The 14,668-nt window shown below is 46.2% G+C and carries 13 protein-coding genes; 3 read left to right on the forward strand and 10 right to left on the reverse strand.

Features of this window, described 5'->3' with window-relative positions:
- Window positions 1-2 precede the first annotated feature (2 nt).
- Entirely contained in the window at window positions 3-2,222 is a 2,220-nt protein-coding gene (gene pcrA / locus AXI57_RS19835) for a DNA helicase PcrA (protein ID WP_003328452.1), read from the reverse strand.
- Window positions 2,223-2,281: 59 nt separating this feature from the next.
- Window positions 2,282-2,971, reverse strand: coding sequence for a heptaprenylglyceryl phosphate synthase (pcrB, locus tag AXI57_RS19840; protein ID WP_061671069.1), 690 nt, complete (start codon window positions 2,969-2,971; stop codon window positions 2,282-2,284).
- Window positions 2,972-3,222: 251 nt separating this feature from the next.
- Between pcrB and AXI57_RS19845 the strand changes: the two genes are divergently transcribed.
- Window positions 3,223-4,797, forward strand: coding sequence for an FMN-binding glutamate synthase family protein (locus tag AXI57_RS19845; RefSeq protein WP_061671070.1), 1,575 nt, complete (start codon window positions 3,223-3,225; stop codon window positions 4,795-4,797).
- 35 nt (window positions 4,798-4,832) lie between these two features.
- On the opposite strand, the gene AXI57_RS19850 is transcribed toward AXI57_RS19845, so the two are convergent.
- From AXI57_RS19850 to AXI57_RS19860, 3 genes are read right to left on the reverse strand one after another with little or no spacing between them, the layout of a single operon-like run.
- The gene (locus AXI57_RS19850; RefSeq protein WP_003328456.1) at window positions 4,833-5,147 is read right to left on the reverse strand and encodes a YerC/YecD family TrpR-related protein; all 315 of its coding nucleotides are present in this window, start codon (window positions 5,145-5,147) and stop codon (window positions 4,833-4,835) included.
- Between the two features lie 2 nt (window positions 5,148-5,149).
- Window positions 5,150-6,145 (reverse strand): DUF3048 domain-containing protein, encoded by a 996-nt coding sequence (locus AXI57_RS19855; RefSeq protein ID WP_003328457.1) that lies wholly within the window; start codon window positions 6,143-6,145, stop codon window positions 5,150-5,152.
- 26 nt (window positions 6,146-6,171) lie between these two features.
- A complete protein-coding gene (locus tag AXI57_RS19860) occupies window positions 6,172-7,914 on the reverse strand; it encodes an adenine deaminase (RefSeq protein ID WP_010787841.1) in 1,743 nt (580 codons plus the stop codon).
- A 130-nt stretch (window positions 7,915-8,044) separates the two neighbouring features.
- Between AXI57_RS19860 and AXI57_RS21165 the strand changes: the two genes are divergently transcribed.
- Window positions 8,045-8,275 (forward strand): YgaP family membrane protein, encoded by a 231-nt coding sequence (locus AXI57_RS21165; RefSeq protein WP_081112804.1) that lies wholly within the window; start codon window positions 8,045-8,047, stop codon window positions 8,273-8,275.
- A gap of 19 nt (window positions 8,276-8,294) precedes the next feature.
- Here AXI57_RS21165 and AXI57_RS19865 read toward each other — a convergent pair whose 3' ends face one another.
- Complete coding sequence (locus tag AXI57_RS19865; RefSeq protein ID WP_035175015.1) at window positions 8,295-9,545, reverse strand: APC family permease; 1,251 nt, start codon at window positions 9,543-9,545, stop codon at window positions 8,295-8,297.
- 145 nt (window positions 9,546-9,690) lie between these two features.
- Here AXI57_RS19865 and AXI57_RS19870 point away from each other — a divergent pair, with 145 nt between their 5' ends.
- Window positions 9,691-10,113, forward strand: coding sequence for an Lrp/AsnC family transcriptional regulator (locus AXI57_RS19870; protein ID WP_003328462.1), 423 nt, complete (start codon window positions 9,691-9,693; stop codon window positions 10,111-10,113).
- A 41-nt stretch (window positions 10,114-10,154) separates the two neighbouring features.
- Here the strand turns inward: AXI57_RS19870 and purD are convergent, their stop codons facing one another.
- From purD to purM, 4 genes are read right to left on the reverse strand one after another with little or no spacing between them, the layout of a single operon-like run.
- Window positions 10,155-11,423 carry a phosphoribosylamine--glycine ligase gene (purD, locus tag AXI57_RS19875; protein WP_061671071.1) on the reverse strand — a complete coding sequence of 423 codons (1,269 nt, stop codon included), beginning with the start codon at window positions 11,421-11,423 and terminating at the stop codon, window positions 10,155-10,157.
- A 15-nt stretch (window positions 11,424-11,438) separates the two neighbouring features.
- Complete coding sequence (gene purH, locus AXI57_RS19880) at window positions 11,439-12,977, reverse strand: bifunctional phosphoribosylaminoimidazolecarboxamide formyltransferase/IMP cyclohydrolase (protein ID WP_061671072.1); 1,539 nt, start codon at window positions 12,975-12,977, stop codon at window positions 11,439-11,441.
- Window positions 12,974-13,561, reverse strand: coding sequence for a phosphoribosylglycinamide formyltransferase (purN, locus tag AXI57_RS19885; protein ID WP_061671073.1), 588 nt, complete (start codon window positions 13,559-13,561; stop codon window positions 12,974-12,976). Before purN ends, purH begins: the two co-directional genes overlap by 4 nt.
- Window positions 13,558-14,598 carry a phosphoribosylformylglycinamidine cyclo-ligase gene (gene purM, locus AXI57_RS19890; protein WP_061671074.1) on the reverse strand — a complete coding sequence of 347 codons (1,041 nt, stop codon included), beginning with the start codon at window positions 14,596-14,598 and terminating at the stop codon, window positions 13,558-13,560. The genes purN and purM overlap by 4 nt, the downstream gene beginning before the upstream one ends.
- Between the last annotated feature and the right edge of the window lie 70 nt (window positions 14,599-14,668).

A 14,668-nucleotide genomic window follows, 5' to 3' on the forward strand; every position in this document is an offset into this window, starting at 1 on the left:
AATTACTGCTTTTCAATCGGTGCAAATGCTGCGAGAAGACGCTTGACACCCACCGGGCTCGGGAATGCGATATCAAGCTCCGTGTTTTCGCCCTCGCCTTTCACGCTGACAACCGTTCCTGTGCCCCATTTTTTGTGTCCGGCTTTGTCGCCTACCGACCAGTTCAGCCCGTCGCCGCCTGTTTTGCTTGCATAAGAGACCGGACGTGAAACAGGACCGCGTCTTGGCTGCATTTTTCTCGCAGATGCCGCTCTTGTTTCTTTCTTCTCATTTAGGTTCTCCAATAACTCATCCGGTATTTCAGAAATAAATCTTGATTCCGGATTCATATTGGTTCTGCCGAATAATGTGCGCATTTTGGCATTGGACAGATAAAGCTCCTGTTCTGCCCTGGTGATGCCTACGTAAGCCAGCCGGCGTTCTTCTTCCATCTCCGCTTCTTCCATTAAAGATCGGCTGTGCGGGAATACGCCTTCTTCAAGTCCCATTAAGAAAACAACAGGGAATTCAAGGCCTTTGGCCGCGTGCAGCGTCATTAATGTTACGGCATCATTGGTTCCTGATTCTTCCTCTTGCTGATCAAGCTGATCGATATCAGCAATCAGCGCTAAATCAGTCAGGAATGCAACGAGGGTTTTGTCTTCGCTCTTTTGTTCGAAGTTTTTCGTTACTGACAAGAACTCATCAATGTTTTCTAAACGGCTTTGGGCTTCAATTGATTTTTCAGCCTTCAGCATTTCTCTGTATTCCGTTTTGTCCAGAATTTCTTCAGTCAGCTCTGTAATTGACAAATAATCCTGCATGTTTGTGAGATTCTCAATCATTTGTCTGAAGCTGTCAAGCGCATTGGCCGCCTTGGCACTTACACCGATAAAATCGACCTGGCCGAGGGCCTGAAACAGGGACATGCCGTTCATTGCGGCGTATTCGGCGATCTTATTCATTGATGTTGCACCGACACCGCGTTTCGGCACGTTGACAATTCGGTTAAAGCTGATGTCATCGTCTGGATTTGACACGAGTCGCAAATAAGCGAGAATGTCTTTAATCTCTTTTCTGTCATAGAATTTTGTGCCGCCGACGATGTTGTAGTTCAGCCCTGCTTTTAATAGGGTTTCCTCAATAACCCGCGACTGGGCATTCGTCCGGTACAAAATGGCGATATCGGAAAGGCGGCGCTTGCCGGAGCTGCTGAGCTGATGAATCTTTCCTGCGACAAACTGCCCTTCGCCAAATTCATTATCGCCGCGGTAATATGAAATCTTGATTCCATCATCGTTTTCTGTCCACAAATTTTTCGGCTTGCGGTTTGAATTGTTTTTAATCACTTCATTGGCCGCATGTAAAATCCGCTTGGTTGAGCGGTAGTTTTGCTCAAGCAAAATGACACTCGCATTCGGATAATCTTTTTCAAAGGAAAGAATATTGGCGATATCCGCTCCGCGCCATCTGTAAATCGACTGGTCAGAATCTCCTACTACGCAAATATTCTGGAAGCGTTTTGCCATCTGCTTCACAAGCAGATACTGCGCTCTGTTTGTATCCTGATATTCATCAACATGAATGTATTGAAACTTGCGCTGATAAAACTCAAGAACTTCCGGCACACGGTCAAACAGCTTGATCGTTGTCATAATTAAATCATCGAAATCAAGCGATTGGTTTTTCAGAAGTTTTTTCTGATAATCCGTATATACATCGCTGACGACCTGATCATAATAGCCGCCTGCTGATTTTGCGTATTCCTCCGGATCAATCAGCTCATTTTTCGCGCTGCTGATGGAGCCGAGCATACTTCTCGGGTCGAATTTTTTCGGGTCGATATTGCGTTCTTTTAAAATGCCTTTAATCACTGAGAGCTGGTCTGACGTGTCAAGGATGGAGAAATTCCGATTAATGCCGATTCGGTCGATATCTCTCCGCAAAATCCGCACACACATGCTGTGGAAAGTCGAAATCCAAATATCATCCGCCCCGGGTCCGAGAATGCTTTCCACACGTTCCTTCATTTCTCTCGCTGCTTTATTCGTAAATGTGATCGCCAAGATGTTCCAAGGGGCCACATGCTTTTCCGCCATGAGGTAAGCGATTCTGTGCGTCAGCACCCGCGTCTTCCCGCTTCCTGCGCCAGCCATTAACAGAAGCGGCCCGTCCGTTGTTTTGACCGCTTCCTGCTGAACTGGATTGAGTCCGCTTAATAATTGATTGCTTATATAATTCAAAATCCGTTCACCGCCTATTCAAACATATGTTCTATCATAAACCAAATCCGTCCGTTTCGCTACTCGCCTTTTACAGCCGCTACAGTCCCCAGCGCCTGTTTAAAATCATCATATACCGCATTTCCCACGACAATTACATCCGCGTGCTCAGCCATTTGTTTAGCCGTATCCGCGTCTTTAATGCCGCCGCCGTAGAACAGGGTAGTTCTTTCTAACACAGCCTTCGTTTCCTTCACGACTTCTATGTCTCCAAGCACCCCGCTGTACTCCAAATAAAAAATAGGGAGGTGAAGCAAATGTTCAGAGACCCTCGCATAGGCAGCCGCATCCTCCGCGTCCAGATCCGTATCCGCATCTGTCAAAGCAGCCGCTTTACAATCAGGGTTTAAAATACAATATCCTTCTGTCACAATGTCCTCCATCGACATCAAATCGCCGTATTCCTTCATTGCCTGCTTGTGAAGCCCGACTATCCAGTCCGGATTTCTGCTGTTGAGCACACTCGGAATAAAATACAGGTCAAATCCCGGCACGATGGCATCAGTAGTTGACACTTCAAGGACACACGGCACTAAGAAACGCCTCACCTTTGACATCAGCCGCAGTACGTCGTCTTCCGTCACATTGTCGCTTCCGCCGATGATAATTGCGTCAGTTCCGGATTCGCACAGCATATCAAGCTGCTCGTCAGATATCTCTTTATTCGGATCGAGTTTAAAGACATGCTTCCACTCGGTAACATCGTACATGTAATACGTCCTCCATTCGTTTCTTACCATTTAAATATTATAACAAATTCACATACTGCGGAAAAACGGAAAAAGCAGTCATTCTCGTTATTCACTGAAAAAGACTGTTTGATTCGCCTCCTTATATATTTATCCATTAAATCTGCACTCTTTTCCGTTACATTTCCTGTCATATTCCCACCTGTCAAAGTGTTATTGTTTGGAAATCGTCAAACAGTGGAAATGGTTACATAAAAAAGGAGTTTGAAAAGATGGAGAAAGTAATTATTGCCCTCATAGCATTATTAATCGGGATTCTTCTTATCCCAATAGCACTGTTGATCTGGATTTACATAAAGGATGAAAAACAGCAGGAACATTCCGTCCTCCGCAACTACCCCGTAGCAGGGAAAATCCGCTATATTTTTGAAAAAATCGGACCGGAGCTGCGACAGTATTTATTCAGCAATGATAATGAGGAACAGCCCTTTTCAAGGAGAGAATATGAACAAACCGTCATGTCGGGTAAATATAAAAGCAGAATGATGGGATTCGGGTCTGAAAGAGATTTTGATAAACCGGGCTATTATATCCGCAACTCTCTTTTTCCGAAACAAAGAGAGGAGCTTCGCGTCAGCCAAACACCCAAAATCCAAACCCAAGTATACAAAATTGACAAGGACAATCTGTTAAGACGCAGCGAACATACCGAGCGAACCGAAGCAGACCCGTATTTTCTTCACCCTGACGATGTGCAGGTCATCGGCGGGAATACATGTGAGAAGCCATTTTATGTGAAGGGTCTTGTCGGCCAATCCGCTATGAGCTATGGGTCACTTGGAGACCGCGCGATCACGGCATTGTCAAAAGGACTGCATCAGGCAGGCGGCACTTGGATGAATACTGGAGAAGGCGGATTGTCTGAGTACCACCTAAAAGGAGGCGCCGATATTATTTGTCAGATCGGGCCGGGTCTTTTCGGGGTCCGCTCAAAAAACGGAGAATTTTCTTTTGAAGAGTTTAAAAAGAAAAGCCGGCTTGACCAAATTAAAGCGTTTGAACTGAAGCTCGCTCAAGGAGCCAAAACACGGGGCGGCCATATTGACGGTGTAAAGGTGACGGAAGAAGTTGCTGATATTCGTAATGTGGAGCCCGGAAAGTCAATTGACAGCCCAAATCGTTTTCATGAATTTTCGAACGTTCCTGAGATGCTTGATTTTATAGAAAAGCTTCGGGAAGTGGGCAAAAAACCGGTCGGCATGAAGATTGTCGTAGGGAATCCTGACGAAATCGAAGAGCTTGTCTCTTATATGAAAAAAACCGGAAAGCATCCTGATTTTATCACGGTTGACGGGAGTGAAGGCGGCACCGGCGCTTCCTTTCACGAACTTGCTGACACAGTAGGACTTCCAATAATGACAGCGCTCCCGATCGTTGATACGCTGCTCAGAAAATACGGCATGCGGGATAAGCTGAAAATTTTCGCTTCCGGAAAACTGCTGACACCTGATAAGGTTGCAATCGCTTTGGCACTCGGGGCTGATTTCGTAAACATTGCGCGCGGCATGATGTTTTCAGTCGGCTGCATCCGCGCATTAGTATGCCATACAAACACATGCCCCGTCGGTGTAGCGACAACTGATCCAAAGCTGCAAAAAGCGCTCAGCATAGAGGAAAAACAGCATCGGGTCTGCAATTATGTGATTTCATTACGAGAAGGCCTGTTTAATCTGGCTGCCGCGGCTGGAATTGATTCTCCAATTCACTTTTCCAAACAGCATATTGCGTACCGAAAAACGGATGGCAGCACGTCCGAAACAGCCAGCCTCAAGCACTCCATTTCATAAAAAAACCGCCTTGCTGTGTAAGCAAGGCGGTACTCTTATGTTGAAGAAGACTCACTTTCCATCTCCTTCGCGCGGTCAAGCGCCATTTCATAAGCATCATTTCCATAATTCAAGCATCGCTTCACACGGGAAATGGTAGCTGTGGAAGCCCCCGTTTCTGTTTCAATCTTATGGTACGTATTTCCGTCGCGAAGCATTCTTGCAACTTCAAGACGCTGCGCCAAAGATTGAATTTCATTAATTGTGCAAAGATCATCGAAGAAGCGATAGCATTCTTCAAGGTCTTTGAGCGATAATATGGAATTAAATAGCTGGTCTAGCTCTTTGCCGCGTAATTTATCGATTTGCATCGTTACACACCTTCTCCTTTACTAATGGAAGCTGCATCGAGATCAGGCACGATATTGATCCATGTCTTTCCCGGCACAAACGGAAGCACCTTTCCGTCCTTTACAGGCAGAATACGGCCGCTTTCATTTTTCCAGTCTGTCTCAATGGCGTTCCCGTGCTGAATCAGAAGACCTTTCCCTCCTGATTCAATGTCGATGCCACGCCTTCCGTCTTGATCAATAATGTGATGGCTGGCTTCAACAATGAAAATGTTTTGCATTGCAACCGGCTTTCCGGTCTCCCGGTCTGTCGTTGTTACACCATCAGAGCTTCTCGTATAAGCGTCAGCTTTTTTATCATAATCATATTCGACAAGATTTGTAACGTTCTTTGTTCCATAATCTACCCGAACATTGTAAGATTCATTAGAAGGTTTTGCTTCTGATGTTTGAAAAGGAAGGGCGTTTGTTTCACCGTTCAGCTCATATCCTTTTTGCTCCGCAGCCTTTTTTATGTACTTATAAGACGTATAGGAATTGTGAGGCGGTTTGCTAAAATCGGCTCTCCAAAACAAGCTTCCGTCAAAATCCAATCCGTTTATATTGTCGGCAGCTCCGGACTCCAGCTGCTCTTTTGCGCCGGGGCTCCAGCCATGGTGGACAAAAATACTGTCAAAGCCGTTACTGAGAGTGACGAAATATTCCCTCGCACTCCGCACAGGTCCGACAGTCTCCGGCATTTGGCTTTGAAAAACGGCCAAAAACCGCGTGATCTGCCCTTCAGCAAGCGCCTCTATGACAACATCAGCCTTATCCAGCCCTGATTGCGGCCTCGCCTTAGGATGGTTGTTCATGACAACAGCCACAGGCCGCCGTTCAGCCACTTTCTGCTCAGTCTTCAATCCCGTCAACGGAGCTTTTGGCTTCGTTGTTTTTCCTGGGAGAGAGTCCTTTTGCTGACAAGAAACAAGCAAGAAAAACGCGAAACATAGCATACAAACTGCCATCCATTTTTTCATGTGTTGGCTCCCTGCTCTTTTATATTTTAACGCATTATCGACGGAAAGAGTACAGTTTTTTTCATCACGTCGAAGATTCCCCTCGGCGTAATGCGTATATAAGGAAGATGAGTGCTCTGCAAAAAGAGCAGCGTATAGATAGGATCAGAAAATTGATAGCCTCTTTCAGCCAAAAGGGTTTTCAGCTTTAATTCCTTTTCGAGCACAGTCTCGTACTTTTCGGAAGAGGCGCATCCGCATAAATGCAGCGGGATCTCGTGCAGAATTTCCCCGTTTTCCGCGAGGACAATCCCCCCTCCGATTTCTTTCATACGTGCAAAAGCAAGCAGCATATCAGCTTTATTTTTTCCAATCGCGATAATATCGCCGGTCGTCGTAAAGGAACTGACAAATCCCTGCACACTGGAGGCAAATCCTTTGACCATCGTGTTCACACGCCATTTCCCCTGCTTATCAAGCATTGTTAAGTAACATTCATCATGGTCAAAAGAAAGCTGGTCAACTGAATTGTCGATCGCAATCATATACGGCTCCATTATAACAGCATTTCGCATCTTCACACCCATCGGCATCGAAAACTGTAAATCATCCATCGTCATATCATATGACAGCTCTAACGGGACAAGACCGCCTTTGTTCCAATCCATTTCTGTAAACGCATTCATATTTCGGCCGTCTTCACGCAGGATCACTCCTTTTGAAAGGACGGTAACCGGATCAGGATTTGCAGGGTCATCAAGAATATTTAACGAGGCTAATCTCCCCGGCCCGACTACACCCAGGTAATCATCAATCTGGTAATACTTCGCTATATTAAAGGATGCCATATTATAGGCGTCAATAGCCGGCACACCTTCGTCCAGCGCAATCCGGATCATTTCATTTATCATGCCGCCCTTATAAAAGTTAGGCGTCGCGCCGTCAGTCGTATAAAAAAAGTGATCGTACTGGCGGAAATTTCTTTCATGAAGATCTTGTAATATGTTTTTTAAATCAGGGCGAATCGAAGAGTTTCTGAGCGAGACATAATATCCAAGCTCTAATCTTCTCAGCACTTCATCCCCTGTCATCGCTTCGTGATCAGAATCGGCTCCGAACAGCTTCATTTTTGTAAGCGTTTTTTCTGAAGCTCCGGGAAAGTGCCCTTCAATACGCTTTCGATGCTTTTTAGTGGTTTGCATGCAGTGCAAAATTAAATCATCGCCGTCCATCAAACGAGGCCATCCTGTCATTTCGCCGCCTTGAAGAACATCCGGATGTTCCATCCACTGCTTTCGTACATCAAACGGCAGGATATGATCCTCATTGAGCACCTCTGTCTGAAGGTCATACCGAGACCACCAAAAATATTGAACAGGCTGCTTTTTCAGTTCGTTCAAAACAGTAAGCGCTTTCTTTTTTCCGCTTTGTAAAAGCAAAAATAAATTATCATTCACAAATGTTGTTGTTCCAAATTGAGACACATATTCCGCCAGCGTATGGGGATTATATATTTGAAAAGGATGAGCGTGCGGTTCGATATAACCAGGCACAATGTACTTTCCTTCACAATCAATCGTATGAATGTGACCTGTTTTATTTGGGAGGTCATCCCCGACATAGACAATACGGTCTTGGTAAATCCAAATATTTTTTTTCAGCCATTGTTTTAAAAATGGATTTAAGACGAGAGCATTCCGTAAAAGGAGTGTCGGAAGAAGCTTTGAGTCTACAACATCGACCTGTGACCTGATGTCTTTATTTTTCCAGTTAAAGGTACGTTCGGACATTCACATACTCTCCTTTACATGTATTAGATTTATCGTATCACATCCTTACATATCACGCACGGCTAAAACGTTACAAATTTTTGAAGATTAGATTAAAAAACTTTTTTAAGTGAAAAGGAGCTTGAAATCCATGAAACAAAACATCAGTTTACTTAATGCCGTTTTCCGAATCGCCTGCGGGTTAACCCTTATGTCCGCAGCAGCAGCAAAGTACACCAGAAAGCCTTGGTGCAAAATGACTCTCTTCTGTATCTTTATGGGCGGCATGAAAGCAGCCTCCGGAATTTTACGTTTTTGCCCTGTCACTTATATGTGCCAAAACGCCGCAAACACAAATCATAATGAGCAACGAGAAAAATAACAAGCCGACATTTGGCTTGTTATTTATTTTCTCGCCCATATTTCTTATACATCATCCCCGCTATCCCAAGCACAACCGGATAAAAGAAGGCCCAGCCGCAAAAACAGTAAATCCCCAAACATAAAACAAATGCAGTTAAAGCCAGCCACCAGCCGATATCCCTCCAGTGCAATATCTTCAGCGCCGCCGCCAATGTAAACAAATAGGATGCGATAAACGCGGCACTTGGCCCTTTCAGCAAAAACGCCGGATCAATCTGAAGCGCTCCGTTCACCGCAAGAACCAAGCCAAACACGATTCCGAGCCCTATCAGCACCCGCACCGGCGTATGGCTTTTTGAGCTGACCTTTTCAAAATAACGCGGAAAATGTCCCTCTCTCGCCAATGCGTAAACCATTCTTGAAAATCCGGCAATGTTCGCGTGAATTGTACTGAAGGTGATAAAAAGTGCCAGCCATGCGGTCACATAGACACCGCTTTTGCCAATTCCCTTTGACATTAACATATTGAGTGAGGCAATGTTTCCGTTTCCGCCATAAGCATGCGTTCCGATGGTCACGAAGGAAATCATAATATACAATAGCGCTACACAGACGGCGGCTAAAAACAAGCTGACCGGAATGTCTCTTTCCGGACGCTTAAATTCTTCTGCCAGCGGCGTGATCATCTCCCAGCCGACAAACGAAAAAAAGATCACAACAGATGCCGAACCGGCAGCAAACCAGCCATGAGGAAGAAACGGCTGAAACGCAGTTGCTTTCACATGAGGAAGCGAGACCGCGGCGGCTAAAATCAGTAAAAGCACTATCATAACGATGACCAGAGTGCTGATTTTCGCGGACAGCCGCAGTCCCTTTATATTGAGAATAATAGATAATCCAAGCATACCGGCTGCTATAAGAGTTATCTGGCCATTCCCCGCTCCCGTGACAGAGCCGACATAATGCGCGCCGGCCAGCGCTATGATCGGCACTCCGATCGGTACTGAGCCCATCATAATCCACCCTAAGACAGCAGCGGCTTTACTGTGAAAAGCAAGCTGAACATATGCAGTAATGCCTCCCGCACTCGGTGCTATTTTCACAAGCCGTGCCAGCGTGCCGACAAGCGGAAAGGACAATAAAGACATCAGCACCCATGCCAATAAAGAAGCAGGCCCCGCCGTATTAGCCGTGACGGAAGGGAGAATCAATATCCCGCATCCTAACACTGCCCCTATCGTCAGCGCAGTCCCCTGCACCCAAGTAAGCGAACGCCGTAAAGTTTCCATCATTATTTCCTCCTTTTTTGCTCTGGCTTTATTATAGAAAAAGAAAACAGACAGCCATATGCTACAATTAAGAAAAATGAACCCGATGGATTTAATAATGAAGGAATCTATATGTTTCTGCTTAAAATAAAAAGGAGCCAACAAAATGGATCACACAGACTTACAAATCCTTTCGCATTTACAGAAAAACGCAAGACTTACCATGGTTGAGTTGGGGAAACTCGTCGGACTCAGCTCTCCCAGCGCAGCTGAACGGGTCAAAAAGCTTGAAGAAAAAGGAATCATCACTGGTTACAGCGCCAATATTTGTTTTGAAAAGCTAAACAAACAGGTTACAGCCTTTATCCTCATGGAACCGAAAAGCTGCAAACATTACGCCGCCTTCGCCCAAAGCCACCCTGACGTAGCAGAAAATCATCGCATTACAGGCATGTACAGCTATGTAACAAAGGTCGTCACCGAATCGGTGCATACCCTTGAGGATTTTATCGATGCCTGCATGGACCACGGAAAACCAACGACATTAGTGGTTCTTTCCTCTTCAGCCTTTCTGCATGCCTTTGTCTGACATCAAAAAACCCGCAGCACAAACTGCGGGGTTTTTTCATCTTATTTCTGAGAAACCTTCAGTGCGCGGGCTCCGATGTCTTTTCTAAAAAACAATCCGGGCTTGATGATTTCGTCAACGGCTTGATACACTCTGTCTCTCGCTGCTTCAAAGGTATCATCAAATGCCGTCACATTTGCCACACGGCCGCCGTTTGTGACAAATGTTTCGCCGTCTGCTTTTGTTCCGGCGTGGAAGACAACTACTTGATCCTTGCTTGATGTGAGGCTTCCGATCGGCGTGCCTTTGGCATAGCTTTCCGGGTAGCCTTCAGATGCGAGCACAACACTCACGGCGGATGTATTCTTCCATTTCAATTCAACCTGCTTCTCATCCAGCAGATCAAGAAGAACTTGCACAAGGTCGGATTCCATTCGCGGCAGGACAACCTGTGTTTCCGGATCGCCAAAACGGGCGTTAAATTCAATCACCTTCGAGCCGTCTTGTGTCAGCATAAGGCCCGCATATAAGACACCCGTAAAGGAACGTCCTTCTTGGACCATTGCTTTTGCCGCCGGTTTGACAATCGTCTCTACAGCGTGCTGAACGATTTCTTCTGAAATTTGCGGAACCGGAGAATAAGCACCCATTCCGCCTGTGTTCGGCCCTTTATCTCCATCAAAGGCACGCTTATGATCCTGGGCGATCACCATCGGATAGACGGTTTCTCCCTTCACAAACGCCATAAGAGAAAATTCTTCTCCGGAGAGAAATTCTTCGATGACAACAGACGCGCTGGCATCTCCGAACTTTTCATCTTCCAGAAAATCATGAAGGCACGCGATTGCTTCTTCTTCCGACATCGCTACAGTAACGCCTTTGCCAGCCGCAAGTCCGTCCGCTTTAATGACAATCGGAGCGCCTTTTTCCTGTACATAGGCTTTAGCCTCGTCAAACGAAGTAAATGTTTCGTATTCAGCGGTCGGAATTTGGTATTTTCTCATCAAATCCTTCGCAAATTGCTTACTGCCTTCTATGATTGCTGCCGCTTTTGACGGACCGAAAACACGCAGGCCCGCTTTTTCAAATTCATCAACAAGACCTTCGATTAAAGGAACCTCTGGCCCGACGATTGTTAAACCGACGTTGTTTTCTTTTGCAAACGCAACAAGTCCGGCGTGGTCATTTTCCTCGATGCTGACAAGTGTAGCTGAAGATGTCATGCCGTCATTTCCCGGAGCTGCAAATACAGTATCAATAAGGCTGCTTTCTGCCGCTTTCCATGCCAGCGTGTGCTCTCTTCCGCCTTTACCGATGATTAATACATTCACGTCGTTTTCATCCCCTTAATGTTTGAAATGTCTGATTCCGGTGAACACCATGGCAATGCCGTACTCATCCGCTTTTTTGATAGAATCTTCATCACGGACAGAACCGCCAGGCTGAATGATAGCTGTGACACCAGCTTTTGCCGCTTCTTCAACAGTATCAGGCATCGGGAAGAAAGCGTCAGATCCAAGCGCGCTGCCTTTCGCTTTTTCTCCGGCCTGTTCAATCGCGATTTTCGCCGAGCCGACGCGGTTCATTTGTCCTGCGCCTACCCCGACTGTCATGTTGTCTTTTGCAAGTACGATCGCGTTTGATTTCACATGCTTCACGACTTTCCAAGCAAGCTTAAGGTCTTCCCATTCTTGTTCGTTCGGTTCCCTTTTTGTCGGGATGCTGATTTTTGCGTCATCAAAGCCGTGCATGTCTAAATCTTGAAACAATAGTCCGCCTTGAACGGAAGTAAGCTGTTTCTCTTTTTTAATAGAAGCTGACACATCTAATGTTAAGAGGCGCAGGTTTTTCTTGGACGTTAACACCTCAAGTGCTTCTTCACTGAATGAAGGCGCAATAATGATTTCTAAAAAGATCTTATGCAGCACTTCCGCCGTTGCCTTGTCCACTTCACGGTTAAGCGCGATAATGCCGCCGAAAATAGACGTTTCATCTGCCGCAAACGCTCTGTTAAACGCTTCTGCAATCGTTTTGCCTGTTCCGACGCCGCATGGGTTCATATGCTTGACCGCAACTGCCGCCGGCTCTGTAAACTCACGTATAATTTGGACCGCCGCATCGGCGTCTTTAATGTTGTTATAAGAAAGCTCTTTGCCGTGCAGCTGTTCAGCTGATGCGATTGAACCGCTTGCCGGCAGTGCGCTTTGATAAAACGTCGCTTCTTGATGCGGATTTTCTCCGTAGCGAAGAGATTGTTTTTTCTCAAAAGTCACTGTGTATTGCTCTGGATCCTTTTCGCCGACAAAGTTTGTTAAGTATTCGGCGATAAGCGCATCATATGCAGCCGTATGGCGGAAAACCTTCGCCGCCAGTTCACGTTTTTTCTGAAGAGAAACGCCGCCTTCTTCTTTGATTTGATTCAGGACCGGACTGTAATCAGCAGGGTCAACGATGACCGTAACATCCTGATGATTTTTGGATGCGGCGCGCAGCATGCCGGGTCCTCCGATATCAATGTTTTCAATCGCATCTTCATAAGCGACATCCTCTTTAGAAACCGTTTCTTTAAAAGGATAGAGGTTGACTACAACTAAGTCGATCGGAGAAATGCCGTGCTCATTGATTTGGGACATGTGCTCTTCATTGTCACGCACAGCAAGAAGTCCTCCGTGAATATTCGGATGAAGCGTTTTTAAGCGTCCGTCCATTATTTCCGGAAAGCCTGTTACTTCAGAAATTCCGATGACGTTCACGCCGTTTTCCTGAAGAAGTTTTTTCGTGCCGCCGGTTGAAATGACTTCAACGCCAAGCTCTGTTAGTTCTTTCACAAAAGGGACAAGATTCGTTTTATCTGAAACACTGATTAGTGCGCGTTTAATTGTCATTGCTTTTCACCTCTGCTGTTTAGTCCTAATAGCTCTTTGATTACGCTAGGATAATGCTTATGCTCTAGTTCGTGTATGTGTTGTTCAATTGTTTCCAATGTGTCGCCTTCCCCGATTTCGACCGCCTTCTGGGCGATGATCGGCCCTGTATCCATACCTTCATCGACATAGTGAACCGTAATACCGGCCACCTTCACGCCTGCCCGGTACGCCTGGCCGACAGCGTCAATTCCAGGAAACGCAGGCAGAAGAGACGGATGGATGTTTATGATTTTCCCGCCGTATGCCTTGAGCAGAGTGTCACCGATCAATCTCATATATCCGGCAAGCACAATTAGTTCAACCTCATGGAGGCGGAGCTGTTCTATGATCGAGCGCTCAAACGCGGGCTTGTTCTCATATGATTTCGGCTGGAATGCAAACGACGGGATGCTGAATGCCTCCGCACGTTCAAGCACCTTTGCCTCAAGGTTGTCGCACACTAACAGTGAAACCTCCGCATTCCAATTCTCTTCTTTTAACCGAGTGACGATCGCTTCAAAGTTCGATCCGTTTCCGGATGCAAATACCGCAAATTTTTTCATGAAAGAGACGCACCGCCGAAAGTGACGCCTTCACCCTGTTTGACACGGCCGATTAAGTAAGCTTTTTCGCCATGGCCTTCAAGTGTTTGAATCACATCCGTCAGATGCTCTTCTTTTACGGCAAGGACAAAGCCGATGCCCATATTAAAGACGTTGAACATGTCTTCCTCTTTCAGCTTGCCGCGCTCCTGTAAAAATGTGAAGATCGCCGGAATCGGCCAAGAGCCGTGGTCAATTTCCGCGCTTAAGCCTTCAGGCAGCATACGGGGCAGGTTTTCGATAAAGCCTCCGCCAGTCACATGCGCCATGCCGTCGATCTTGCCGCTATTGACGGCTTCAAGCACAGGCTTGACATAAATTCTCGTCGGCTCTAACAGCTCTTCGCCAAGAGAGCGCTCGAAAGCTTCATATGTTTCATCCAAGTTAAGCCCTGCGTCTTCAAGAAGAACCTTCCGCACAAGCGAAAACCCATTGCTGTGCAAGCCGCTTGAGCTGAGGCCGATCAGAAGATGTCCTTCTTTGATGTTTTCGCCCGTAACGATTTCATCCTTTTCGACAACACCGACTGAGAAACCGGCGATGTCGTATTCTTCAGGTGTGTACAAACCAGGCATTTCGGCCGTTTCTCCGCCGACAAGCGCAGAACCCGACTGTTCACAGCCATCGGCAACGCCTTTTACGATTTGTTCAATTTTTACGGGATCTGCTTTCCCGACAGCAAGATAGTCGAGGAAAAACAGCGGCTCCGCTCCTTGGGCAAGCACATCGTTTACACACATTGCCACAGCGTCTACGCCGATCGTATCATGCTTGTCCATTGAAAAAGCGAGTTTCAGCTTTGTCCCCACTCCGTCTGTTCCTGAAATAAGAACCGGCTTTTTATAAGGCAGCTCTGATAAATCAAACATGCCGCCGAATCCGCCCAGACTGCCCATGACGCCTAGTCTTTTTGTGCGCTCCACATGTTTTTTCATCCGTTTTACAGCTTCGTACCCGGCTTCGATGTCAACTCCTGCGTTTTTGTATGCTTCAGACATCACAATCACTCCTTTTTGCGCGCTTCGTAATTCCCGCTTACCGTTCTTTGTTGCAGAAAGATAAAGGCAG

It is taken from the genome of Bacillus atrophaeus (genome assembly GCF_001584335.1).
GTDB lineage: Bacteria > Bacillota > Bacilli > Bacillales > Bacillaceae > Bacillus > Bacillus atrophaeus.